The organism is Boudabousia marimammalium, assembly GCF_001936115.1.
Taxonomy (GTDB): Bacteria; Actinomycetota; Actinomycetes; order Actinomycetales; family Actinomycetaceae; genus Boudabousia; species Boudabousia marimammalium.
In genome coordinates, this window is record NZ_MPDM01000005.1 from 118677 (window position 1) to 142390 (window position 23714).

At 57.4% G+C, this 23714-nt stretch carries 22 protein-coding genes; 13 read left to right on the forward strand and 9 right to left on the reverse strand.

Going from position 1 to position 23714, the window contains the following annotated elements; genetic code table 11:
* Positions 1-4 precede the first annotated feature (4 nt).
* Genes folE through BM477_RS05850 form a run of 5 tightly spaced genes read left to right on the forward strand, consistent with a single transcriptional unit; the run spans position 5 to position 4551 of the window.
* Positions 5-598 carry a GTP cyclohydrolase I FolE gene (folE, locus tag BM477_RS05825; protein WP_075361722.1) on the forward strand — a complete coding sequence of 198 codons (594 nt, stop codon included), beginning with the start codon at positions 5-7 and terminating at the stop codon, positions 596-598.
* A complete protein-coding gene (gene folP, locus BM477_RS05830) occupies positions 595-1434 on the forward strand; it encodes a dihydropteroate synthase (RefSeq protein WP_075361723.1) in 840 nt (279 codons plus the stop codon). Before folE ends, folP begins: the two co-directional genes overlap by 4 nt.
* Positions 1424-2899, forward strand: coding sequence for a 2-amino-4-hydroxy-6-hydroxymethyldihydropteridine diphosphokinase (gene folK, locus BM477_RS05835; protein WP_075361724.1), 1476 nt, complete (start codon positions 1424-1426; stop codon positions 2897-2899). The genes folP and folK overlap by 11 nt, the downstream gene beginning before the upstream one ends.
* Positions 2899-3420: a DUF3180 family protein gene (locus BM477_RS05840; protein ID WP_075361725.1), complete on the forward strand. Its 522-nt coding sequence runs from the start codon at positions 2899-2901 to the stop codon at positions 3418-3420. Before folK ends, BM477_RS05840 begins: the two co-directional genes overlap by 1 nt.
* 9 nt (positions 3421-3429) lie before the next feature.
* The gene (locus BM477_RS05850) at positions 3430-4551 is read left to right on the forward strand and encodes a hypothetical protein (protein ID WP_143230224.1); all 1122 of its coding nucleotides are present in this window, start codon (positions 3430-3432) and stop codon (positions 4549-4551) included.
* A gap of 46 nt (positions 4552-4597) precedes the next feature.
* Here BM477_RS05850 and radA read toward each other — a convergent pair whose 3' ends face one another.
* The 3 genes from radA to BM477_RS05865 form a co-directional block, all read right to left on the reverse strand.
* Positions 4598-5977, reverse strand: a complete 1380-nt coding sequence (gene radA / locus BM477_RS05855) for a DNA repair protein RadA (RefSeq protein ID WP_075361728.1) — start codon at positions 5975-5977, stop codon at positions 4598-4600.
* A gap of 37 nt (positions 5978-6014) precedes the next feature.
* Positions 6015-6686, reverse strand: a complete 672-nt coding sequence (locus BM477_RS05860) for a potassium channel family protein (protein WP_075361729.1) — start codon at positions 6684-6686, stop codon at positions 6015-6017.
* A gap of 104 nt (positions 6687-6790) precedes the next feature.
* A complete protein-coding gene (locus BM477_RS05865) occupies positions 6791-8341 on the reverse strand; it encodes a TrkH family potassium uptake protein (RefSeq protein ID WP_075361730.1) in 1551 nt (516 codons plus the stop codon).
* 272 nt (positions 8342-8613) lie between these two features.
* Here BM477_RS05865 and BM477_RS05870 point away from each other — a divergent pair, with 272 nt between their 5' ends.
* A complete protein-coding gene (locus tag BM477_RS05870; protein ID WP_075361731.1) occupies positions 8614-8832 on the forward strand; it encodes an excisionase family DNA-binding protein in 219 nt (72 codons plus the stop codon).
* An 87-nt stretch (positions 8833-8919) separates the two neighbouring features.
* Positions 8920-9018, forward strand: a complete 99-nt coding sequence (locus tag BM477_RS05875) for a 30S ribosomal protein bS22 (protein ID WP_003792170.1) — start codon at positions 8920-8922, stop codon at positions 9016-9018.
* Between the two features lie 154 nt (positions 9019-9172).
* Here the strand turns inward: BM477_RS05875 and BM477_RS05880 are convergent, their stop codons facing one another.
* A complete protein-coding gene (locus tag BM477_RS05880) occupies positions 9173-10018 on the reverse strand; it encodes an HAD family hydrolase (protein WP_075361732.1) in 846 nt (281 codons plus the stop codon).
* Between the two features lie 57 nt (positions 10019-10075).
* Here BM477_RS05880 and BM477_RS05885 point away from each other — a divergent pair, with 57 nt between their 5' ends.
* Entirely contained in the window at positions 10076-10756 is a 681-nt protein-coding gene (locus BM477_RS05885; RefSeq protein ID WP_075361733.1) for a histidine phosphatase family protein, read from the forward strand.
* An 80-nt stretch (positions 10757-10836) separates the two neighbouring features.
* Here the strand turns inward: BM477_RS05885 and BM477_RS05890 are convergent, their stop codons facing one another.
* Genes BM477_RS05890 through BM477_RS05900 form a run of 3 tightly spaced genes read right to left on the reverse strand, consistent with a single transcriptional unit; the run spans position 10837 to position 13537 of the window.
* Positions 10837-11382, reverse strand: a complete 546-nt coding sequence (locus tag BM477_RS05890; protein ID WP_075361734.1) for a PLDc N-terminal domain-containing protein — start codon at positions 11380-11382, stop codon at positions 10837-10839.
* Positions 11383-11396: 14 nt separating this feature from the next.
* A complete protein-coding gene (locus tag BM477_RS05895; protein WP_075361735.1) occupies positions 11397-12275 on the reverse strand; it encodes a 1,4-dihydroxy-2-naphthoate polyprenyltransferase in 879 nt (292 codons plus the stop codon).
* A 2-nt stretch (positions 12276-12277) separates the two neighbouring features.
* Positions 12278-13537, reverse strand: a complete 1260-nt coding sequence (locus BM477_RS05900; protein ID WP_158024384.1) for an AMP-binding protein — start codon at positions 13535-13537, stop codon at positions 12278-12280.
* A 141-nt stretch (positions 13538-13678) separates the two neighbouring features.
* On the opposite strand from BM477_RS05900, the gene BM477_RS05905 reads away from it, so the two are divergent.
* Entirely contained in the window at positions 13679-15700 is a 2022-nt protein-coding gene (locus BM477_RS05905) for an S-layer homology domain-containing protein (protein WP_075361737.1), read from the forward strand.
* Between the two features lie 26 nt (positions 15701-15726).
* Here the strand turns inward: BM477_RS05905 and BM477_RS05910 are convergent, their stop codons facing one another.
* Positions 15727-16713 carry a 1,4-dihydroxy-2-naphthoyl-CoA synthase gene (locus BM477_RS05910; RefSeq protein ID WP_075361738.1) on the reverse strand — a complete coding sequence of 329 codons (987 nt, stop codon included), beginning with the start codon at positions 16711-16713 and terminating at the stop codon, positions 15727-15729.
* A gap of 66 nt (positions 16714-16779) precedes the next feature.
* Here BM477_RS05910 and BM477_RS05915 point away from each other — a divergent pair, with 66 nt between their 5' ends.
* The 4 genes from BM477_RS05915 (at position 16780) to BM477_RS05930 (ending at position 22251) form a co-directional block, all read left to right on the forward strand.
* Positions 16780-17757 carry a DUF2797 domain-containing protein gene (locus BM477_RS05915; RefSeq protein ID WP_075361739.1) on the forward strand — a complete coding sequence of 326 codons (978 nt, stop codon included), beginning with the start codon at positions 16780-16782 and terminating at the stop codon, positions 17755-17757.
* Complete coding sequence (locus BM477_RS05920; RefSeq protein ID WP_075361740.1) at positions 17754-18785, forward strand: o-succinylbenzoate synthase; 1032 nt, start codon at positions 17754-17756, stop codon at positions 18783-18785. The genes BM477_RS05915 and BM477_RS05920 overlap by 4 nt, the downstream gene beginning before the upstream one ends.
* Complete coding sequence (gene menD / locus BM477_RS05925) at positions 18743-20497, forward strand: 2-succinyl-5-enolpyruvyl-6-hydroxy-3-cyclohexene-1-carboxylic-acid synthase (RefSeq protein ID WP_143230225.1); 1755 nt, start codon at positions 18743-18745, stop codon at positions 20495-20497. Before BM477_RS05920 ends, menD begins: the two co-directional genes overlap by 43 nt.
* A gap of 110 nt (positions 20498-20607) precedes the next feature.
* The gene (locus BM477_RS05930; protein ID WP_075361741.1) at positions 20608-22251 is read left to right on the forward strand and encodes a S1C family serine protease; all 1644 of its coding nucleotides are present in this window, start codon (positions 20608-20610) and stop codon (positions 22249-22251) included.
* On the opposite strand, the gene BM477_RS05935 is transcribed toward BM477_RS05930, so the two are convergent.
* Entirely contained in the window at positions 22252-23703 is a 1452-nt protein-coding gene (locus BM477_RS05935) for a chorismate-binding protein (RefSeq protein WP_075361742.1), read from the reverse strand.
* Positions 23704-23714 lie beyond the last annotated feature (11 nt).

The following is a 23714-nucleotide window of genomic DNA, read 5'->3' on the forward strand; positions in this document are numbered from 1 at the left end:
AACCATGAGTGAAGCAATCGACCTGAAATCAGTAGAGCAGGCAGTCACTGATTTGCTGAAGGCACTAGGGGAAGATCCTACTCGTCCTGGATTGGTTGACACGCCGAAGCGGGTGGCAAAAGCCTGGCAGGAGATGCTGAACGGCCAAGCCGCGGAGCCAGTACAGCAGCTTGAAACGGTTTTTGAAAGCCACCACTCAGATCTGGTGATTGTCCGAGATATCGGTTTCGAGTCAGTCTGCGAACACCATTTGTTACCCTTCAAGGGCGTCGCCCATATTGGGTACATTCCGCGTGACGGGAAAGTAGTCGGCTTATCTAAACTGGCCCGCCTAGTGGACGGTTATGCGCACCGCCTCCAGTTACAAGAAAAGCTGACGAACCAGATTGCTGACGCTCTACAAGAGGCCCTCGACCCGATCGGGGTGGGGGTCGTAATGGAGGCAGAGCATACCTGTATGAGTGTGCGGGGAGTCCGGCAGAGACTGGCGGATACGGTAACCATCGCGGGGCGTGGAGAGTGCGCGCCCGGTGGCTCTCATCGCGCTGATTTTCTGGCCCTACTGGGTAACCCTCACGTGGACGGTGACCATGAATGAAAGCCTCCCAGCTTGAATTGATTGCTCCTGGCCCTTTGCGAATCATGGGGATTCTCAATGTGACGCCAGATTCCTTCTCCGATGGCGGGAAATGGAACACCCTCGACCTCGGCCTAGAAAGAGCCGAAGAGATGCGCGCGGAAGGGGCGGACCTAATCGATATTGGGGGAGAATCCACCCGGCCCGGCTCCACGCGAATCAGCCCGGCGGAAGAATGTGACCGCATCCTGCCGCTGGTGGAAGCAATGACGGCTGAGGGCTTCGCGATTTCGGTTGATACTTTGCATGCTGAGACGGCTCAAGCCTGTTTGAGCTACGGTGTAGACATTATTAACGATGTTTCCGGCGGCCACTATGATGCCAAAATGGCCGCAGTAATCGCTGGGTCAGGGGCACTCTATGTTTGCCAACATTGGCGTGGAACCCCGGATGTGATGGATCAGCTGACCGACTACGGGAGTGACCTGGTCGGCACCGTTTGGGCTGAACTAGAAGCTAGCATCGCTGAGTTACAATCTGCCGGCGTCAAAAACGAACAGATTATTATTGACCCGGGTCTGGGATTTTCGAAAACCGCCACACAGTCGTGGGAACTGGTTGATAGAATTGGCGAAATAACTGAAAAATCATACCCGGTGCTGGTTGGTGCTTCGCGCAAACGGTTTTTGAACACGCAACTGGTATCCGAACCGACCATGGCGCAACGTGATTTTGCGACCGCCCAAATATCTGCGCAAATGGCGCGCAGTAATGTTTGGGCAGTGAGAGTACACAATGTGGCTGCAAGCAGGCAGCTACTGGAGACGCAGACTACGGAGGATCCCCGTGAACAATGACATTATTCGAATCCAAGGAATATCGGTCCTTGGATACCATGGGGTGCACGAATGGGAACGCGTCCAGGGACAGCAGTTCATCGCCGATATAGAGCTGTCGGTCGACACCGAGGTGGCTGCCCACAGCGACGAACTTGACGACACCGTAAACTATTCAGACCTCGCTAAAAAAGTTCATTCTATTATTGCGGGAAATACCTTCAACCTGCTTGAGTCTGTCGCGCAGCGCGTAGCTGTCGGAGTGCTGGATGATGAGCGGATTCTGGCCGTGAAAATCACTTTGCATAAGCCTGCCGCTGATTGCGGAGTGGGGGCCTCCGATGTTTCAGTTGCGATTGAGCGTGACCGCAGCTGGTATGCGGACTATGTTAATGTGTTGGGATCGGAGTCAGCTGAGCCTTCCTCCCCTGAGGACGAAGCAGAGGGAAACGAAGCTGGTGAAGAACCAGATTCTGCTATGCCGGTGGTGGTTTCCGCTCCGAATCCTAGCTTTGCTTCCTTCGCTGAACTCCTTAAGGGGGATACAGAAACCGATCATGCTCAAACCGATGATGAAACCGTAGTTGGAGAAGCTGAGGCAGAACAACCGCATCATATTTTCACAGACAAATACGTGCTGGCGCTAGGTGCGAACATCGGCGCTACGCAGCATAATCTGAGGTGGGCGGTTGGACAGTTAGAGAGTCATCCTCTGATTGAACTGCTGGAAGTCTCTCCGCTGGTAAAAACTCCAGCGGCTTTGGCTCCCGGGCAAGCTCCGCAGCCAGACTACTCCAATGCGATCGTTATTTTGACTACTGAGCTTTCAGTGGAAGCACTATTTGAGTTTACGCAGAATCTGGAAGTTAAAGCGGGACGTAGACTGGGTGAGCACTGGCAGCCGCGTCCCCTTGATATCGACATTATTGCCATCGGGAATCAGCGCTGGCAAAATGATCGGCTAACTATTCCGCACCCCCGTGCCCACGAACGCATCTTCGTGCTGGGCCCCTGGGCGATGACCGACCAGGAAGCAAGTTTCCCGGACGGTCAGTTGGTTGCTGACATGGCAGATGCCCTTCCCACTAGGGACGACATAGTCTCCTTCGATACTGATTGGCTAGCTGAAGGCTTCCCTGCGGCCCCGCTCGTGGTGGCCGAGGAAGACCCGGTTCCAACCTTCACCCAGGCTGCTGATGTAGTCACTGAAACGGTTAAGAGCGTTCCTCGACGCAGATCAATTCGTGAGCGGCTACAGGAAAAAGACCCCGTAGTTGCGCAAATGGAACGTGAACTCAAAGACGGTAATGAGGACGCGAAAAGCGTCCTGAATACAGCTGATCTACCTGCGCAGTCCCCCGCTGTGCGTACCTCAACCTCAATGCGGCGGGTCGTTGTTCGTCCAACCACCACCGGTACTATCCCGATCCTGCCTCCGGAGGATTTCGACAGCATAATCTCGGATGAAGCCGAAAAGGGCAAGTGATGAAACGCTTAAACTATCTGCTACTAGCGGGTATTGTGCTGATAGCAGGAGTAGGCGGTTGGGTCATTACACAGTGGATCATTGTCAATGCGTATAATCCCATCGTGATGACGCCGCTATTGTCCATTTTGTTTTTCGGGGTAGCTGTCTATCTGTTTGTGCAGGGCCGTCAAGTACTCAAACTCAAGCGCCGTGAACGGACCAGGATGACTCCTCTAGGTGCCTTCCGTGTGGTTGTGATGTCACATTCTGGCGCCTACACTGCCTCCCTGTTCTTAGGTTTGCTGACCAGTCAAATCTGGATTGGCGCAGCCCACTGGGAGATTCCGCTCCTTCGGACCAATGCCCTCTACGCAGGATTAAACGCTCTGGGAGCCCTAGCCCTGCTAATTGTGTCCATCATTGTGGAACGCTGGTGCGTGATTGATGATGACGAGAATAGTAACGATCAGGTATCTCATCCTCGTCCAATGAATGTTCCCCGGCGTGCCACTTCTCGAAGTGACTCCCTTTTGCCTTAACGTCGAAATATGGATTCACGAGACCGGAAAAAGCCGAAGCCCCCAGCGGCGGGACGTCCTCGGCCTTTACCTCCCCGCGGTGACCAAGCTAGGTCCAATCGAGGAAACTCGGCTGGCGGGGACGGACGACAGCAGCAAGGCCCCAAGGGGCCTGCGGACGGGCGAAAAGAGCCGCAACCACCATTGAGTGTGTGGGAGCGTGCCCAGCAGATGGAGCGTGAAGCTCAAGAACGCGAAGCTAAACGTGCCTCACGTCCGCGCCCGCGTTCGGATCGTCCTGCCCCCAGTATGCGTAGCGAAGCTGACCGCCTGCAAGAATCAGCTCGACGAGGGCGTGCCCCCAAAGCCGGAGCGACGGCGCGGCCCACGGCGCGGCCAGCAGGTAAAAGCAAGGCTCGTCCGACGCCGTCAATCAAGGGAAGTGGACCTCGGGCTGCTGACCGGGCCCCTCGCACGCCCTCGGCGCGTCGGCGCCCAACCGCTAACCGTCCGCGGCCGAAGAAACCCCAATCAGGGGGAGCGCGGGACTGGCTGGCAGGCAGCCGACTACTGGGATGGACCGTCCCGAAACAGCCCTTCCATAGCCTGCACTGGTTCGAGTGGGGTGCATGGGTGTTGCTATACCTAGGGATTGCCCTGATGGTTATAGCAGCGATCGTGATTGGGATTTTCCGCATGGACGATTCCGGTGCGGAAGATCCCCAACAAGTTGAAGCCCGCTCCACAACTGAAGTTCCCGTGCAAGTGTACCGGTGCGAATTATCGGATTTAGATGTCTCAGTGAAGCTGCCATCCACTCAGCTTGATCACGGCAAACCGGTCAAGTTTGCGCTGATGCTCAGCAATAAGAGCGACTACCCGTGTAATTTGGAGGCCTCGCCCAATGAGTTGGGCGTGAAGATTGTTTCTGGTCCCGCACAAGTGTATGATCCGAAAACCTGCGGGGAAGACACTAGCGACGTCATCTTGATTGCGGGCAGGTCCACAGTGGAATACGGCGTGCAATGGGATGGGCATAGCCGGGATGGACAATGCAAGGTGGGTGACTGGGCAGAACCAGGAACCTACGTCGCTACCCCTTTCATCAAAGGTGATTTGGGTACGCCTGCCGCTCCCTTTGTCATTAAATAGCCGGCGTAAAGACCGAAAAGTCTCCTCGGCTTCCCCGGTGGTTCCGCTAGCTGGCCGGTGCCAACCCGGCGGCAATCGCCTGCCGGATATGGTCCACAGCAGTGACTTTCATGCCGGCCGGTTTCGCTGCCGCATCCCAGCCTTGGCGGGGTACGATTGCGTGATTGAAACCTAAACGGTGGGCTTCAGCTAGCCGCCTTCCAATCGCTGTTGTGGAGCGTAGCTCTCCGGTTAATCCGACCTCACCGATCGCTACCAGACCGGCTTTTGGAGGCCTTCCCGTAGCGGCTGAGACCAAGGCCAGAGCCACGGCTGCGTCTACTGCCGGTTCCGTGGTTTTCGCTCCACCCACGGTAGAAACATAGACATCCTGGGAAGATAAATCGAAGCCGGCCCGGGCCTGCAAAACTGCTAGGGTCATGGCCACGCGGGAATGATCAACGCCTGCCGTGGTACGTCGCGGGGAGCCTCCGCCAGAAGCTGCGACTAGGGCCTGCACCTGAGTGGGCATGGGGCGCTGTCCTTCCACCGTGACAGTTACGCAGGTGCCCGACACGTCTGAAGCTGTGTCACTCAAGAACAATCCCGAAGGGTCATCTACACCGTGGATGCCAAAATCTCCCATTTCAAAACAGCCCACCTCATCGGTTGCTCCGTACCGGTTCTTAATAGAACGCAACAGGCGTAGGCGAGCGTGACGGTCGCCCTCGAAATGACAAACCACGTCCACTAAGTGTTCCAGGTTGCGCGGTCCCGCGATGGAACCATCCTTGGTGACATGTCCGACTAGAATGACCGGTAAATTACGGCGCTTAGCCATCGCAATCAAGGCTGCCGCCACGGCTCGAACCTGCGCGACGCCACCCGCGCTTCCATCGACCTCACTGGAAGTCATAGTCTGCACAGAGTCCACAATCAGGAGCGAAGGATTAGTGCTCTCAACCTGTCCCAGTACCGCTGAGACATCAGTTTCGGTCGCCAGCAGAAGAGAGTCATCGAGGGCGTTAATCCGTTCGGCCCGCAGTCGCACCTGGGAGGCAGACTCTTCACCGGTCACATACAGGACGGGGGAGAGCCCATCTCGGCGCGAAGCGGCAGCCGCTTTGGCGGAAACTTCCAGCAGGAGAGTAGATTTTCCGACACCAGGTTCGCCGGTGAGCAGGACGACCGCGCCGGGAACGTAGCCGCCACCCAGCACTCTGTCGAGTTCCGGCACCCCCGTGGAGCGACGTTTAGTGGCCTGCCCATCAATCTGACTAATCGGTTGCGCCGGGGTAGCTGGGGCTAGACTCTGTACTTGGCCGGTAGCTTGTGGGAGGTTTTCCTCCAGGGTGGACCAGGCTTGGCACCCTCGGCACTGTCCCACCCATTTGGTTGTGCTCCAACCACATTCGGTGCAACTGTACAGGGTCTTTTGCCGTGCCATTTAAATTAGGATCCCTTTCGCTTTGATTTGACTGTGTTTACGGGCGGCGACCAAAAGCATCCAACAGTTCAGAGTCACCTGAAACAATCAAAATATCGTTGCTGCCGACCAGGGTAGTCTCAGTGGCATACTCGAACTGCTGCCCGGGAGACATTACGCCAATAATGCGCACACCGTACTTGGTTTGGACTTCACTCTCGCCAATGGTAAAGCCCTGAATTTCACGCGGCGGCAGCATCTTCACGACCGCGAAGCCATCACGCTCCAGCTCAATATAGTCAAGCATTCGCCCACCCACTAGGTGGGCGGTGCGCTGGCCTGCGTCAAACTCCGGGTAGACAACGTGATGAGCGCCGATACGGCGCAGAATACGTCCGTGCTCACGGGAGGTAGCTTTCGCCCAAATCTGGACTTTCTTTAAGTCAACGAGGTTTGCGGTGATGAGCGCGGAGGCTTCCAAGGAGCTACCCACGCCCACTACGGCAGTTGTGAAGTCGCTGGCTCCCACCTGATTTAAAACCTCCGGGCTGGTGGCGTCGCCCTCGACGAGGGGGATGCGTCCCGCCCACTTTTCTACGGTGGCGGGATTCTTTTCCAACACTAAGATTTCCTGGCCGAGGCGATCCAAGGTTGCAGCCACCGCTGAGCCAAAACGTCCCAAGCCGATCACTAGGGTGGACGCCTGCGAGCTTTCGTTCTTACTGGCCATTAAGACTCCTTCACCAAGGCCGCGACTGCAGCCATTAAATCAATGTAATAATGCTATCTCTAAGACTAGCTGACCCGCGGGACATTAGCGGGAGAGCATATGGATTAGCCGACCGCTGGGCTTTCTGGCGGGTAGTGGAATAGCCGACGATGGTTGGTCATAGCGAGTGCGGCAGCCACTGTCATGGTACCGGTACGGCCGAAGAACATCAGCGCGGTGAGCACATATTTCGGACCATCAGGCAGGTCTCTGGCCATAGAGATGCCGGTAGATAGGCCAACGGTACCGAAAGCGGAAATAGATTCAAAAAGAAGTGCGTCTAGGCTGTAGTTGGTCATCTGCATGAGCAGCCACACTGCCACGACGATGGTGAATGTACTGATTAAGACGATGGACACGGCCACCCGGACGGTCTCAGTCGGAATCTTGCGTTCAAAGGCTTCAATGTCTCGGCTACCACGGGCTTCCGCCACAACCGCCAAGACCAGCACGGCGATGGTGGTGACTTTCACGCCACCAGCGGTAGAGCCGGAGCCACCCCCAATGAACATGAAGATGTCTTGCAATAGCCAGGTGGAACGGCTCATTTCCCCAATATCGAGGGCAGACAGGCCGGTCGATCGCGTGTTAACTGCGCCGAGGAAGGCGTTAGCTAGTTTGCCGGACCAGCTCAGACCACCAAAAGTTTTAGGATTGCTCCACTCAGAAAGGGGAATCAGAACGAATGAAAGCGCCGCAATAATGCCGTAAGTGGAGATTGTCAGCTTAGTGTGTAAAGTCCAGTGCCGGGGAGAGTGCCGGTATTGCCACATATTGTGAATGACAGGGAAACCGAGGGCGCCGACCACAGTACCTAGCGCAATTGGGGTGAGCATCCAGACGTCTTCCACGTGGGAGCTAAGACCCGCCTGAATGGTTTCAAATCCGGCATTGTTGAAAGTCGAAATCGACATGAAGATAGAGTGCCAGATGGCCGGCAGGAGGTCTTCTTTCATAGTGAGGAAGCGGGGCAAGAAAATCGCGAAAAGGACCCCTTCGCAGATCACGGAAGTTAAGATAACTGCCTTAAGGAGGGGGCCGAGGCTACCTAGCGACTGGGTTTTTCGTTCGCTGGCGGCCAGCATCCGACTGGCCAAACCGATTCGCCGAGAAACCACCATCGCCAAGATCGATGACAGCGTCATGATTCCGAGGCCGCCCACCGCAATCCCGACAGCAATACCAATCTGTCCGAAAATTGACCAGTAAGTGATGGTGTCTTGGACTGACAAGCCGGTGACACAGACAGCGGAGGTGGCGGTAAAGAGGGCGTCGGCGAAACTGGGCGATTGACGACTGGCAGTAGAAATAGGAAGCATCAGCCAGCCGGTCATGAACAGAATGAAGCCGGCGAAGATGGAAAGAGCTAAGCGGGCCGGATAATCGCGCGCCATCCGCTCAAAGAACTCCCGAAACATCTGCGTGCGGGAACGAGATACATGGAGATAGCGCTGGTCCTTGCTGGTGGCGTAGCGAATCTGTGTGCTGGTGTCAGCGTCTGGGGCTGCCTTGAATCCGATTGAGCTGGCTCCGTCGGGTGAGCCAGAGGAAGACAAGGGGAGCTGACGTCCGCGGTTGAAGTGCCGCGAGAACCGACGCTTAGGATCGTCTGCCATGTGACACCTCTTTCTTTCCCGGTCGTGCAGGGCGTTACCTGACAGCTCACTGCTGTCACTGGGACTATCTTAGTGCCCTGTCTGGGGATTACCTGTTAGATGGTAAATATCCTATGTAATTTTATGGTATCTAACACACTATGCCAGATTTTTGGGTGCACGCCAGGGTTCTGAGAGGTAAAAACTATGCGACTGGGAAGGGCTGGTATAGAATCAATATAAGAAACACACGCATTAGTCTCGCTGTTTGCTAGTGATTGGAATGAGGCCTCATGTCTGAACCAGATGGTCCCCAATTTGCAACCGTTTCAGAGGTTGCAGGGGTTTTGCGGGTGTCTCAAATGACGGTGTATCGAATGATACAAGATGGTACTTTGCCCGCTATCCGGGCAGGGCGCTCATTCCAGATTCCACGTGGTGTGGTTGAACAACTGAAGCTGCGTGGGGTGGGTGATTGGGTTACCCGGCGTGATACCGTCATTGGCCAGTAATATCAGCTAATATAGATTTCACTGTCACCAGCGGAAGTTGCGTAATCTGATTCGGGTTGCGTCTGATCGAAACATAGGGAGGGCCGTATGGGCTCCGTTATTAAGAAGCGCCGTAAGCGTATGGCTAAGAAGAAGCATCGTAAGCTGCTTCGTAAGACTCGTCACCAGCGTCGTAACAAGAAGTAAGCCTGTTTTTAGCGGGTGGCTTTTAGCTTGCCCGAAAAGCAGACTGCTTCGCGTGCGTAGCAAAGTCGACAGGCTGAGTAACTACTTAGCTAAGTTTTACAGATTGAGGGTCGGTCAGATTTACTAGGATCGACCCTCAATCTGTTCTTCACGTTTAGTGTCGCGTAGTAAAACGGCGGTACAGCCACGACACGAAGAAGGTGCCGAGGGCGGTTTTCAGGGTTCGCTTCGCAATCAGTTTTAAGTCGATGCGCCGCCGGAAACTATGAATCGGCCAGTCTTTTTCTAAAGCCACAATCCGGAGCAGAGGTTCAGGGTTGATGGCGGAGGGGTTCCCAACCGTGGTGAGCAGAGGTAGGTCGTTAATGGAATCCCCGTAAGCGTAGGAATGGTCTAGGTCAAGGCCGCGTTCGTGGGCTAGAGCCCGGGCCGCCATTGACTTACCTTTCAAGTGCATGATGGGGCCTTCCAGCTCGGGCAGGAACTTTCCGTCCTCCCCGATTTTCACCTGGGTGCCGAGGGCGCCGGTAGCTTCCAGTCTTTCGGCCAGCAGCGTGGACACCTGAATCGGAGTGGCGGAAATCAGCCAGACTTCATGCCCGAGGCGAAGGTGTTCATCCAAAATCTCTTTGGTGCCGGGGATGATGCGGTGTGAAAAGATTTTTTGATACAGGGAGGTGGCAATCTCGTCTAGTTCCGCTGCGGGGCGTCCAGCCATCACGTTGAGGGCCCGGTCAATCACGTTCTGGATACGGGTTCGGTCTTCACCTAACAGACGGTAAAGCAGGGCGTGACGGGCAGCGAAAACTAGGTCACGTTTGCCGAAGAATTTTCGCTGGTAGAGCTCCTTGGCCACATGGTACGCGGAGGCCCCCCGAATTAGAGTCTCATCGATATCGAAGAAGGCAGCTACTTCCGCTTTTTCCTGTGGCGAGTGTAAAACCACTCCGGCGGAAGGGGCTTTAGCTTCTGAAGGATGCTGAAAATCTGACTCTGTCATGTTCCTAGATTAGCTTGAAATGAGATTTTCTGGTTAATCTCTGACAAAATGACGGTTATGAAGAAAACCATAATCCACGTCATGCGTCACGGTGAGGTCCACAATCCGGAAGGAATCTTGTATGGCCGGCTACGTGGCTACCGCCTTTCTGATTTGGGTCAGCAGATGGCCCAGGCGGGGGCTGACTACCTGCAATCCTTGCAGGCTGATATTCAAGCGGTGATTGCTTCCCCGCTGTTGCGGGCGCAGCAGACGGCCACCCCGACCGCGCAGGCTTATGGTTTAAAAGTTCAGGCTGATACGCGCCTGATTGAGGCGGCAAATAGCTTTGAGGGGATGGCGATTCACGCTAATCCCTTAGCCTTGGGGCACCCTCGGTACTGGTCACGCTACGCGAACCCTTTGCGTCCCTCTTGGGGTGAGCCTTATCAGGAGCAGGTCGACCGGATGCGGGCCGCAGTTTCTGCCGCGATTGATCGGGTTTCCGGGGCGGAGGCTCTGCTGGTTTCGCATCAGCTGCCAATCTGGATGCTACGTTCTTTTGCCGAGGGTTGGCCGCTGCCGCATGATCCGCGGAAACGGGAGTGCTCCCTCGGCTCCATCACTTCTTTTGTTTTCGCAGGTCACACCCTGTTGGGGATTGAGTACGCGGAACCATCCGCGCATCTGCTCGGTCAAGCTAGCGATGTGACGCCCGGGCAGTCCGCTGCCGGAGTGAACACTGGCGGAGCCAAATAGCTAGCAGTCCGATTGTATGTGGGGCGGAAAGGTGGCTGGGGTAAATCTCCGGTTGAGCTGACAGGGGTTTTGCAAGCCCGTTAGTTTTCAGCCTCGGGGGAGTTCTCCTGCGGGTCTTCCTCGGCTTGATTTTTCGTGGAGTCCTCGGCCTCTCCACCGTCCTGATTTGAGTCATTCTCTGGCTGCTCTGGACTGGATTTGGCCTGCTGCTGACGTTTTTGTTCCTCTAAGAGGGCTTTGCGTTCGGCTTCTTTCTCTGCCGCTCGCTGTTTCGCGAGTTTTTGCCGATTGACTTCCCGCTGGATACGCTCCAAGTATTCTTCGTCATCATCGGGGCTGTGCGGTCCGGCTTCTGGTTCCGGTTCGGACTGCTGCCCGCGGGCCATATTTTCCACTTTCCCTAGCACGTCGCGGGGCGAGGGCGCTTTCTCCCCGCGCTCAGCTCGTTCAATGCGGAGCAGCACTATCCAGGCCAGCGGCCCAATCACGGTGAGGAGCAAGATAATGGCGAACCAGAAGGGCTTAGGGATCCGGTAGGGCATTTCCTCACCGTCAGTGAGGGCGCATTCAATCAGCGCATAGAGGGCCAACAGGATGGGTACAACGTACAGTAAGATTCGTGCCATAAGACCAGCCTACTTCAGATTAGGAGCCAAGCGCCTACGACTAGAGCGTAGACGACGGTAACAATACCGGTCATTTTCAAAACCGCCACCAGGTCCATGCCTTTGGCGCCACGTCGGACCGGGATAGTGGGCAGCCAGCAAAGCGGGAACAGCATGAAGGCTGACACTGCGCCCCACCAGCCGCGCGCGCCCATGACAGTGATGACGCCGCTGAGGGCGGCCAGCATGGCGATGCCAATAAACCAGTAGCGGGAGGCTTTATCCCCTAAACGGACCGCTAGGGTTTTCTTACCGCTAACCTTGTCGGAAGCGAGATCACGGAGATTGTTGACCATGAGAATATCTGCGGACAGTAGTCCCACACCGGTCGCAGCGAACCACATCCACCAAGGCGCCGCATGGGCTTGCGTCCAGGTGGTGCCCAGCACGGCAAGGTAGCCGAAGAAGACCATCACCATAACTTCGCCCAGACCGTAGTAGCCGTAGGGGTGCTTACCGCCCGTGTAGAACCAGGCTGCCACCACCGCTAGGATGCCGGGAATCAGGAACCACCATGCCCCCGACAGATAGAGCAGCAATAGACCCAGCACGCCGGCCAGCGCGAAGCATCCGAAAGCGGCTGCGAGCACGGTACGGGGGGCGGCAAGTTTTCCGCCGGTCAGTCGCGGCGGTCCGGTGCGGTTATCGTCGGTGCCACGGATCCCGTCAGAGTAGTCATTCGCGTAGTTCACGCCGACTTGTAGGGCGAGGGCCACGCCTAAAGCCAGGAGCGCACGGTCCCAGTAAAACGAATCTAATGCTCCCGCTCCGGCGGATCCCAAAATTACGGGCGCAATCGCAGCGGGCAGGGTGCGTAGCCGCGCGCCCTCAATCCAGTCACCAACAGTGGCCATAGCTATTCCTCACTTGTCGCAGATTCTGCCCCTAGTCTACCGCCCGGCGCGGACAACAGCGCCCTCGCGGCGGCGCGGTCCACCTTCCCGATGCCCCGCAAGGGGAGAGCCGGGGTGGTTTTCACAATCTGGGGGACGCTGGCGTGCCCCAGCTGGGAGGAGATTGCGTCTGCAAGTTGCCTCCAAGTTTGCGCGGGGAAAGGATTGGGGGCCGAGGACGAGGGGGCCAGCAGTGCCCCGAGGCGCGGTGAAGTTTCAGACTGGATGGCCACCACTGCGGCGTCACTAATCAGCGGATGGGAGCGCAGGATTTCTTCAACCAGTCCGGGCTGAACCTTGAGTCCGCCAATAATGAGTAGGTCATCAGTGCGGCCAGTGACCTGCAGGGAACCATCCGAGCCCAGCCGGCCCAGGTCGGAAGTCTCCAGCCAGCGGATTCCGTTTTCTTCCACGAAGGGTGAAGGTGCGTTGAGGTAGCCGGACATGAGCTGCTCTCCTGCAATCTGGATCACCCCATCCGCAGAGAGCCTGAGTTTCACACCCGGCAGGGGGAAGCTATTGTAAACACAGCCGGCGGCCGTTTCAGTGGAACCGTAGGTGGTGAAAATCTGCAAGCCGATATTGCGGGCCGCCTGCAACAGCGGGGCAGGTGTGGCCTGGCCGCCCACCAAAATCGCATCATATCTTCGGACTGCTGCGACTGCCTGAGCGTCACCCATGATTCGCTCCAGCTGCCGCGGCACCAAAGAAGTGTAGAGCCGCAAAGCGCCGGCCTGCTGCTCAGCCGCCTGCCGCGTGGCCGCAATAAACTGTGGCAGGGAGAACCTACCCGCCGGGCGCTGCGCCACCAGCGGTTGCGTACCGGAGATAATCGCCCGCGTCAGCATCTGCAATCCGGCAATATGATGCACCGGCAAAGTCACCACCCAGTGCCCTGGCCCGCCCAGATAATCAAGGGTCGCCCGGGCGCTGGCAAGCAGTGCCTCCCTAGTTAAAGACACTAACTTCGAGTTGCCAGTAGTGGTGCCGGAGGTGTGGGCAATCAGATCGGTTTGCGCTAAATCCGCGACCTGCTCTTTTCCAGCCCACTGGCGACACTGCTTTTCCACTTCCTGAATCACCCGTTCAGGTGATGAGTCAGGCCCGCCCTCGGCCCCGTCATCAACCGGCACCAAGATTGGGTGTGACGGGTTAACGCTGTGGCCGCCCTCGGTAATTAAACCTGCCAGTTCCCGGGTGAAGCGGGCAATGTTATCTGGCATAAGCCCGCCCACGCAGGGGCGAAAAACAAGATTTTCGCTGGAAACGAGTACGCTAGACATATCAATAGAGTACCTTGGAAACAGGCGGTTACCTTCGCTTGAGGGAATCCGGTTGCTATATTTTGAGAACTGAGTGGTGAAATGCGGATATTAGTAGGCGCTTCTGTGGCGCTCAGCCTAGTGGCTGGCGCTTTTTCTTCGTTTAATCCGGTTGTGGGTAGTCCCGAGATAACGGCCTGGCCGGGCGTGAATGGCGCTCAAGTAGCCGCTGAAACTAGCGGCACAGACGACTTGAACGGGATTGTGACGCGCAATGATGAGGATAGTCCCGCGGAAGAGCCAAGCGCTCAAACCTACCGGATGGATCTGGTGCCCACTATCCCCACCGCAGCGGAGGGGGTTGATAAGCATGGAATCCCCTTGCCCGGTGGCACAATCGAACCGGAAGCAGTTACTTTTCGTCGCGCTCTTACCACCGATATTACGGTGTTGGGACTGACGTGGAAAACCAGCCCCTCCGACGTGGTCGTCTACTATCGTTTCCTAGTTGATGGCAACTGGTTGCCGTGGAATCATCTCAACCATCAGAGTGAAGACCAAATTAGTGAAAGAGAAGGCGCGCGGTTCCTTGAGCGGGGAGGGACCGAAGTAGCGGCAATCACTAATGCCACCATGGTTGAAGCCAAACTCATGGTCTCGCCGGGGCAAACTCTGCCGGAGGAACCAGAGATTACGATTGTCTCCAGTCAATCACCCGCTGGACAGGAGAACGAGGGAGAGGACAATCCTGATTTCCAAAATGGTCCCGCAATCGAAGCTGGTCATCACCTTAGGGATGCTAATCATGGTGAGGGTACGGGACATCGTGAAGCCGCCGACTATGTTGAGCACAGCGACTTAGTAAACGCGCCGATTCGCAGCACCTATTTTTCCGCGATTCCTCTGGTAGTAAAGAGCGCTAAGCAAAATCCGCGGCCGCGTCTGCGTCGGCCTGAAATTCTGTCACGGCAAGCTTGGGGTGCCGACCCGAAACTTCTGGATTGGAAAGTCGAATATGGCCATCCGAAAGCAATCATTGTGCACCATACTGCGACTGGTGGAGATCATGCCACAAAAGCGCAGATTCCAGGGTTGATTAGGAATATCTATTACTTCCATGCCAAAGTTAGGGGCTGGGGGGATATTGGCTACAACGTAATCATTGACCGCTTTGGGCGAGCCTGGCAGGGACGCAACGGTAATGTACAGTTGAACCCAGTGGCCGCGCACGCTTGGGGTGTTAACAGCGTGACTTTCGGAATCTCAGTCCTGGGGTCTTATGAGAGTGCTGAGATTAGCCCCGCTGCGGAACAGAAACTAGCAGAAGTAGTGGCTTGGAAAGCTGATCAGATGGGTCTGAACCCGCTTGGCCAAGTAACTTTCACGGAGAAAGCTAAGGGCCACAAACCGCCTTTTACCGCCCCGGTTGTGGGAGGACACCGTGATGTTGGTTCCACTTCCTGCCCCGGGAATGCGCTTTACATGCAGCTGCAAAGAGTGCGCAATAAAGCCGCGCAATATATGGTGACTGGACCGCGCCTACCTTTCGTTGACGTGGATGACGATAATCTCTTCCTTAACGAAATTACTTGGATGAAAGCTCAGGGCCTGAGCACGGGATGGGAGGACGGCACTTATCGTCCGTGGACTCCGGTGCAACGCGATGCTGTCATAACCTTCCTGCACCGCATGGTGAAGGGAACCACTGTGGAGGTTCCGACAGAAAATACTGTCGAAGAATTTGTGGATGTTCCCCCTGGAACGGCCTTTTATAAGGAAATCAGCTGGGCGAAAGCTAACGGCATCAGTACCGGTTGGAGTGATGGCACTTTCCGTCCTACCGCAGCAACGAACCGGGACGCCATGGCGGCCTTCCTCTACCGCATGTGTCACCAGTACCCGCAGGCATGTTCCCAAACGGCCCGAAATGCCACAGTGGACGGCCGCCCACAGTTCTTCAAGGATGTTCCCCCGAGCCATCCTTTCTACGAGCAGATTCAATGGATGGGGTACTCGGGTCTATCCACTGGCTGGAATACGCCTCAAGGTAGGGAATACCGGCCTTGGAAGGCGACGAATCGGGACGCCATGGCGGCCTTCTTGAAGAGAATGAGCGTGCAGTAGTCGAACGGTAACCTACCTAAACAGGACTAGAAGTAGTAAGGGTAGGGAGTCCAGTCGGGTTCGCGCCGCTCCAAGAAAGCGTCCCGGCCCTCCACCGCCTCATCGGTCATATAGGCTAAACGGGTGGCCTCACCGGCGAAAACCTGCTGCCCAGCTAAACCATCATCAGCCAGGTTGAAAGCGAACTTCAACATGCGGATCGCCTGCGGGGATTTCGTCGCAATAATCCGCGCGTATTCGAGGGCGGTTTCTTCCAGCTTCTCATGCGGGACAGCCTCATTGACGGCCCCCCATTGTTCGGCCTGCTCAGCCGTGTAGGGGCGGGCTAGGAAGAAGATTTCTCGTGCCCGGCGGTCGCCCACCTGACGGGCCAGTAGCGCGGAACCGTAGCCGGCGTCGAAAGAGCCCACATTCGCGTCCGTCTGCATGAAACGGGCGTGCTCACGTGAAGCAAGGGAAAGATCACAAACCACATTCAAACTGTGCCCGCCACCGGCCGCCCAACCGTTCACCGCGGCAATCACAACCTTCGGCATGGTGCGAATCAGGCGCTGCACCTCCAGAATGTGGAGCCGACCCGCCCGGGCCTTATCGACCTGTGCTTGGCGCGTTGCCGCATCCACATTGGCACTAAAATCTGCGCCTTCAGTTTCATACTGGTAGCCGGATCGCCCACGAATCCGCTGATCCCCGCCAGAGCAGAAACCGTAGCCGCCATCCTTCGGGGAAGGCCCATTACCGGTCAAAATTACGGCCGCTACATCGCCGCTCATCCGGGCGTGATCTAGCACCCGATACAGCTCATCCACGGTGGCGGGCCGGAAGGCGTTACGCACATCCGGGCGGTCAATCGCCACCCGCACGACCGGCAGTAAGGCGCCCGCCGGGCGCCCATCCTCGTCCCCGCGACTAATGCCACGATGATAGGTGACCTCCTGCAAGTCAGCGAAGCCGGGGATTTCCCGCCAGCGGGCCGGGTCGAAAGTATCAGAAACGAAAGGTAGAACACTCATGCGTCCAGTTTAGCGACTTCACACCCCTCACGGGTAGATGCGGAATGGACGCGGTAGGCTAGAGGCATGCGAATTCTGGTCACCAACTTCAAAGCTGCCGAAACAGACACAGTCCTCACTGCGCAAACCCTAGCGGAGGCCGAGGGGGAGGGATCGCTGGCTACTGGAGCGACCGTGATCAAACCCAGTGACGCCCTGCACTACCGCGCCGACGGGCAGCGCCACTGCATCGGCTACTGGCAGCTCAAAGCCGAGGGCGGTTTCACCGAAGTGCCCTGCCCGTGGGGTAACCGAATCAAAAAAGGCACCCAATGCTACCGGTGCGGGCGGGCGGACGAGTCCTGGCAGATTCACAACACTACCCGCGAACAAGCCTCCCCGACTTTGACTTCTTACCTAGATCGGCCCCATTTCCTGTATGTTGCAGTGTTCGCTGATGGCTCCCTCAAAGTGGGAACGTCACGGTCAGCGCGTAAGCTCTCCCGTTGGATTGAGCAAGGCGCCGTGATGACCGTACGCCTTGGCGAATATGCGGACGGCTGGGAAGTGCGTGAAGCAGAAAATCTGGCCAGTAAGCAGGGAGGGATTAAACAGGCTGTGCGAACTGTCACCAAAGCTAAAGGCTTCCTTTCCGATGTGACTGTGGGACAGCTGGCCGGGGAGCTGGCCGATACGGCGACGGAGATTGCTGGCCTGCTGGATGCTTACGGCTTGCGCGGTGAAGCAGTCGGGAATGAGCTGGGCTCCCTCGGTGCGTCCCTGCCGGAAGCGCTGGCGGGTCTCGCTGACATGGACCCGTGGGTGAACCCGGTCGCGATTAAACATTTAGGGGAGCCGCTTCCCGCCTACCCGCATGAGTTGACTACTGGTGAACACAATCTTGAACTGGTGGACCTGGTGGGGACTACCGCCTTCGTGCGGATTAATGAGCCGCCGGAAGGGGCCTTCGACTTGGCGGCGCTCTCCGGGGAAGAGAGCGAGCAACTCTATGTTGCGAATTTTGCCCAGCTGAAGGCTTTTGAACTGGAGCAGATAGACGCATGAGCGGCAAACTGATCATGCGGGAGTTCACTGCGGCGCAGATCCCCACCGTCTTACAAGAGGCAGGGATTGACCGAGTGGTGGCCTGGTCCACGCCCATGCGGATGCGTTTTCGGCGCATCACTGAACGTGAGGGCTTGCTCTTGCATGGCCGTGCCGGCTGGGGTGAGGTCAGCCCCTTCTGGGATTACGGGCCGAAGGAGTCCGCCACCTGGCTCCGCGCCGGAATCGAGCTGGCCACCGCTACTCTACCCGCCCCGCTACGCACTGAAATTCCAGTGAATGTGACCGTGCCGGTCTGTGCGCCGCAAGTCGCCTATGAGCGGGTCAAAAACAGCGGCTGCCACACCGCCAAAGTTAAGGTCGCAGACCCGAATTCTGGGCTGGCCGCTGATTGTGCCCGACTGGAGGCCGTGCGAGACGCCCTCGGCCCCGGTGGGAAGATTCGCGTGGACGCGAACCAAGCTTGGGACGAGGACGCGGCGGTTTCAGCCATCGCGCAGTTGGATGCGGTAGCCGGTGGCCTAGAGTACGTGGAACAGCCCTGTGAAACGGTAGAGGAACTAGCGGCGGTGCGACGCCGGGTGCAGGTGCCGATAGCGGCAGATGAGTCGGTGCGTCGCGCCAGTGACCCGCTGCGCGTCGCCCGCGCTGAAGCCGCCGACGTGATGATTGTGAAAATGCAGCCCTTGGGTGGGGTGCGGGCGGCCGCCCAGATTTGTGAGCAGCTCGGCCTCCCGGCGGTGGTGTCTTCGGCTCTGGATTCTGGTGTCGGAATTTGGGGCGGCGCTGCACTGGCCGCCACTTTGCCGGATTTGCCTTACGCCTGCGGCCTAGCGACTGGGGATTTACTCGCTGGTAATCCAGCCATGAAGGTTACACACCGGCCCGGTTTCGTCTCCTTAGAGCGGCCCGGCCTGGATGAGGCGACGTTACTGGACAGTCAAGGAAACGGAAATGCAGAAGTGTCCGGGCAGCTGCTTTCCCGTTGGGAGGAAAGACTCCGACTGATGACGCAGCAGATGGGATAATGGAAATCATGAGCCTACAGGAATCAGAATCTGCAGCCACGAATTTGGCACGCGCCACGGTTACCGCTTTAGTCCGTTACGGGGTGAAAGAAGTCGTGGTCTGTCCCGGTTCGCGGTCAGCCCCGCTGGTTTATGCGCTGGCTACTGCGGAGGATGCCGGGTGGCTTCGCACGCATATTTGTTTGGATGAACGGTCGGCGGGATTCTACGCCCTCGGACTGTCTCTTTCGGATGAGGATCGCTCAGCCCCGGTCTCAATCGTGATGACTTCTGGGACTGCGGTCGCGAATGTGCATCCTGCGGTTTTGGAAGCCACTCATGCTGGGGTGCCGCTCTTGGTACTGTCTGCGGATCGGCCGCATGAACTGCGGGGAACGGGGGCGAACCAGACCACCGAGCAGGTCGGAATTTTTGGTGCCGCCCCGGTCTTTGCTTTTGATGTTCCTGCCGGTTATGATCCGGCACGAATGGATGCTTTGCTCCGTCGCGCAGTGTGTTCTGCCTGCGGGATGTTCTCTGGGGTCGAGGGAGTGTCCCATTTGAATCTATGCTTTGCTGACCCGTTGGTGCCGCAACAGCAGTGGCGGCCGGGTCAGAAACCTGAGGTCGTGCACATCTCGCGGCGTTCCTTGCAAGCCACCCCTGAAGGCGGATCTTTAGCTGAATCTCCCGTGACTGGGATTGATTGGGATGAGGACCAGACTGTTATCGTAGCGGGTGCCGGTGCGGGCCCGGAAAGCCGCATGATTGCGGCATTGACCGGTTGGCCGCTGCTGGCCGAGCCTAGTTCCTTAGCGCGCGGGAGTCTCACCCATGCCGGTGACGCTACGGTGACGCTGCGTGACTATCAGCAGGCTTTGGGTTTGCGGGAGCCCTCTGAACTGGCGCGGCAGGTGAAGCAGATTATTCAGTTGGGGCGGCCTACTTTGTCTCGCCCGGTGAGTCGTTTGTTGGCTTTCGAGCAGGCCCGCCTAGTGGTGCTTTCCCCGGGCGGGCAGTGGGCTGATCAGGCGGGCAGGGCCGCGGCGGTGCTTTGCCCGGTCGATGCGGCGGAAGCGGCGCGCCAGTGGTCGCAGCGCCATAGCCTGTCTGAGTTGTCCGGCCGCGGTGAATGGTTGGAGCGCTGGCAGGTAGCCAGTCGTCCTGACTTCCCAGCGGTTTCTCCGCAGCATTTGGCGGCACGTTTGTGGGCGGAGTCGAAGCAGGCTGATTTGAATCTGATGATTGGAGCTTCCTCGATTATCCGCTACTTTGATCGCGCTGCGGATGCGATCTTGGTGGATTCTGATGGGCCGCTGCAGGTTTTCTCTAATCGCGGTTTAGCGGGCATTGACGGCACCTTGGCGACAGCCCGCGGGGTGCGTCGCGGCACGAACCGTCCCACCCGCGTGGTCTTGGGGGATTTGACTTTCTTGCATGATGCCATGTCTTTGCTACCTTCTTTGGGGGTCGAGGATGTCTTGGCTTTACCCGGCCTGCAGGTGATCGTGCTTAATGATGGCGGGGGTAGTATTTTTGCTGGCCTTGAGCACGCGGCAGCCCCGCAGGCGCTTTTTGATCGTTTCTTTAGGACTGAGCAGCACCTAGATTTCGCTGCTTTCGCGCAGTCTGTGGGGGCAAAATATCGGGAGTTTTCTTTGGCGGAAGCCTGCGAATCAGCCGATTTTGCTCCGGCGGAGGGCTTGGAAATCATTAATGTGGCACTCAAGTGATGAAGATTACAGCAGCCGCAGTAGCTGAAATGTAACAATCATGTAACACTGATAAGCGAAAAGTCACAAAACTGTAACTAACGATTAGTAGGGTTTGGAGAAAGAAAGTCATGAACGAAGAGAACTTGCCGTTCAACCCCTATGCCCCAATGGGTGATAATGCAGATAACTCTGGTACGGCCCCCAACGGTGAAAATACTTCTGCTTCACAGCTAGAAAACCAGGCGGCTACCCTCCGGCGCCACTACACTGGCCCGACCCGATCCAGTCTGTTTGGTGACGGACCTAGCGCTACTGCGGTTCCCGCAGAACGCTCTGAACCTGTCGCCCAGGTAGAGAGTGAAGAAGAACCGCTACAGATGCCTGGTTTTAAACCGGTATTTTCGCAGGCTCCCGCGACCTCCGGTGAGGTACCTGCAACGGCGGGGCCACAGCAGTACTCTCCGCAGACGGGACAACAAGCTGCCCAGCCGGCCGGACAGCACCCCGAATCCGCCTTCGCCCCACAACCTAGTTACGGTCCAGCGAACCCAAAGCTGGTAGCAGAAGGAGATAATCTTTATTCACCGCCTGCCCCCCACTATCAGCAAAGCACACCGGTAATGACGGCTTCGCGTCACCGCGGACCTAGCTGGGGTGGCGTTGTTGCAATCTCCTTCTTAGTTGCCATCGTGACCATGGCGTTCACCCTGGGTGGGCTCTGGTCGGTGAACCTGCTGGGCAATGGTCCGCGCGTGGTCAATACCCCGCCCGCCGCAACCACTGCAGAAGTTGCACCCGTGGTGGATTCTCAGGCCGCGACCGCTGACTGGAAAGCAGTTAATGAAGCGGTGGGACGCTCCGTAGTGCTAATCCAAGCAGTCTCTGGTAGCGGCGAGGGAGGCACCGGATCAGGCGTCATTATCGACGATCAAGCACACATTTTGACTAACTATCACGTGGTGGCCCGCTCCAGCGCCGCCGAAGGTGGAAAGCTTTTGGTGACACTGGAAGATTCCCGTATCTACCAAGCCAAACTGGTGGGCGTGGATGTGACTACTGATCTAGCGGTAATCCAGCTGGTTGATGCCCCGAAGGATTTGACGATCGCCCGTCTAGGTAGCTCCAGTAATCTGGAAGTTGGTCAGCAGGTCGCAGCGATTGGTGCTCCGCTAGGTCTGAAATCAACTATGACTACGGGCATTATTTCCGCACTGGAGCGTCCTACTGTGGTTTCAGATAAGCAGATTTTTAACCAAGCTGGCGGCGCGGTTTTCACCAATGCAATCCAGGTGGATGCCTCCATTAACCCCGGTAACTCGGGTGGCCCGCTCTTCGATGCGCAGGGCCGAGTAATCGGAATTAACTCATCAATCATGTCGATTTCTTCATCCGACCAGCAGCAGGCCGGTTCCATTGGTTTGGGTTTTGCCATTCCGATTGACCTAGCTAAGCGCGTGAGTGCCGAACTCATCAGTAAGGGGGAGGTCAAGCATGCGCTTATCGGGGTAAAGGTGAAAGCCGGATATGCGCAGGTGGGTGATGCCCGTCTAACTGGTGCAGTAGTCAGCGAGGTTGAACCCACCTCTAAGTTCTTGGCCGCTGGCCTGCGAGCTGGCGATGTCATCCTCTCCATTGATGGGAAACCGGTCGTGGATTCCTCCAACCTGATCGGTCACGTCCGCTACTACGCTCCTGGTGACACGGCCACTTTGCAGGTGGCTCGTGATGGTAAGCGCCTTGAGATTCAAGGAGAGCTACTCGGGGCAGAGTAGTCACTCAATCCGGAGGGCCTTACGCATCAGCTGCATCTTCCGGCCCATCTCGTCCCATTCGCGGGCTGGGTCGGAAGCTGGCAGGATGCCTGCCCCCGCCAGCAAACGCCAGGCTTTAATCTGCGCAGAATCGGGGTCGCTTACGCCGTCTTCAGTTAGAGTCTGCGCGCAACGCAAAGCAATATTCCACTGCCCATCCCCGTTCGGGGCAATTATTCCGACCGGACCAGTGAAATCGCCACGTTCCATCCCTTCCAGCTGAGAAATCAGCTGCATGGCAACCTGTCGGGGCATGCCGCAAATCGCGGCGGTGGGGTGGAATACCTCAGTAATAGTCGCGGAATCAACTAGGTCGGAAACCTGTCCGGTAACCACCGACTGGAGATGATCCACATTCGGTAAAGACAGAATCGAAGGCTCACTGGCCTGCACATCGGTGACACCGGCTTGCGTGAGCAGCTCCATTACCGAGTCGCGGGCAACTTGATGCTCACGGACCTCTTTCGGATCGTCGAAGAGCTCTGGGCCGTATCCGGGTAGAGTGGTGCCCGCCAGAATCCGGCAGGCGAATTCTCCGCGCTGCGTTCGTGCGAGGACCTCTGGGCTGGCGCCCACCTGATTTCCGATCGCAAAAGCCCAGGCGGAAACCTGCTGGCCTTCCTGGTCGTCACGGCTAATCAGCCGGTGCAGGACCTGTTTCACCGGCACCGGCTGGGACGACCGCCAAATCTCATCGCGCGCCATCACGAACTTGGTGGCTTCACCGTGTTGCAGTCGCTTGATTCCTGCGCTCAGTTGATTCAGCCAAGTCTCACGGGGGACAGTGCCGCCCAGATGTTTCCAGTCACTTCCGTCCAGTTCTTCCTCTGGGGCCGAGGGGGAGGGGTCGCCTGCTTCCGCCAGCCGCAAGATGTGCTCAGCTTCAGCAGTGAAATCTGAACGCCACAGCAGGCAGGTCCTCAGATAGGGCAGACCGATCAGTGCAACCGCCGGGACGGTGATTTGGCCGTCCCCGCCCGCAAAGGGGAAAGAACCTAAGCCAAACAGAATCTGCTCCAAATCGGCCGGCTGCGGGGCGAGGGGATCTGATTCAGTTTCCGGTAGTTTGAAATCTGCTAGCTCAGGCGCGACCGTAGGAGCGTCAGTGGTTTCGCCGGGCCGGTTCCAATGCAGCGGGGTATTTTTCGCCCAGTTTCGGTAGGAGCGGCTCGCCGATACTAGCGTGCCTGTGAAGGAGGCTCCCTCGTCCCACCCCACCAGGCAAGGCCCGCGCCCAATCCAAGCTAGCGGCCGCCGGTCTGCTGGGACAAAGCTGAGGGCCCACCGTCCCCACGGTTGCGCCATGCCCTGCGGGTGTGAGGCGGATCCGTAAGCTGTTTCAGGGGCGGCCACAATGCACGCATGCCAAGTCAGCTGCGGGGCGGGGGAAGAAGAATTAGTTCCAGTATTCACAAGCGGTAATT

Bases quoted from the DNA above. Each gene is read 5' to 3' on its own strand.
- folE (WP_075361722.1), top strand. From the start codon at position 5: ATGAGTGAAGCAATCGACCTGAAATCAGTAGAGCAGGCAGTCACTGAT.
- folP (WP_075361723.1), top strand. From the start codon at position 595: ATGAAAGCCTCCCAGCTTGAATTGATTGCTCCTGGCCCTTTGCGAATC.
- BM477_RS05840 (WP_075361725.1), top strand. From the start codon at position 2,899: ATGAAACGCTTAAACTATCTGCTACTAGCGGGTATTGTGCTGATAGCA.
- BM477_RS05850 (WP_143230224.1), top strand. From the start codon at position 3,430: ATGGATTCACGAGACCGGAAAAAGCCGAAGCCCCCAGCGGCGGGACGT.
- radA (WP_075361728.1), bottom strand. From the start codon at position 5,977: ATGGCACGGCAAAAGACCCTGTACAGTTGCACCGAATGTGGTTGGAGC.
- BM477_RS05860 (WP_075361729.1), bottom strand. From the start codon at position 6,686: ATGGCCAGTAAGAACGAAAGCTCGCAGGCGTCCACCCTAGTGATCGGC.
- BM477_RS05865 (WP_075361730.1), bottom strand. From the start codon at position 8,341: ATGGCAGACGATCCTAAGCGTCGGTTCTCGCGGCACTTCAACCGCGGA.
- BM477_RS05870 (WP_075361731.1), top strand. From the start codon at position 8,614: ATGTCTGAACCAGATGGTCCCCAATTTGCAACCGTTTCAGAGGTTGCA.
- BM477_RS05875 (WP_003792170.1), top strand. From the start codon at position 8,920: ATGGGCTCCGTTATTAAGAAGCGCCGTAAGCGTATGGCTAAGAAGAAG.
- BM477_RS05880 (WP_075361732.1), bottom strand. From the start codon at position 10,018: ATGACAGAGTCAGATTTTCAGCATCCTTCAGAAGCTAAAGCCCCTTCC.
- BM477_RS05885 (WP_075361733.1), top strand. From the start codon at position 10,076: ATGAAGAAAACCATAATCCACGTCATGCGTCACGGTGAGGTCCACAAT.
- BM477_RS05890 (WP_075361734.1), bottom strand. From the start codon at position 11,382: ATGGCACGAATCTTACTGTACGTTGTACCCATCCTGTTGGCCCTCTAT.
- BM477_RS05895 (WP_075361735.1), bottom strand. From the start codon at position 12,275: ATGGCCACTGTTGGTGACTGGATTGAGGGCGCGCGGCTACGCACCCTG.
- BM477_RS05900 (WP_158024384.1), bottom strand. From the start codon at position 13,537: ATGCCAGATAACATTGCCCGCTTCACCCGGGAACTGGCAGGTTTAATT.
- BM477_RS05905 (WP_075361737.1), top strand. From the start codon at position 13,679: ATGCGGATATTAGTAGGCGCTTCTGTGGCGCTCAGCCTAGTGGCTGGC.
- BM477_RS05910 (WP_075361738.1), bottom strand. From the start codon at position 16,713: ATGAGTGTTCTACCTTTCGTTTCTGATACTTTCGACCCGGCCCGCTGG.
- BM477_RS05915 (WP_075361739.1), top strand. From the start codon at position 16,780: ATGCGAATTCTGGTCACCAACTTCAAAGCTGCCGAAACAGACACAGTC.
- BM477_RS05920 (WP_075361740.1), top strand. From the start codon at position 17,754: ATGAGCGGCAAACTGATCATGCGGGAGTTCACTGCGGCGCAGATCCCC.
- BM477_RS05930 (WP_075361741.1), top strand. From the start codon at position 20,608: ATGAACGAAGAGAACTTGCCGTTCAACCCCTATGCCCCAATGGGTGAT.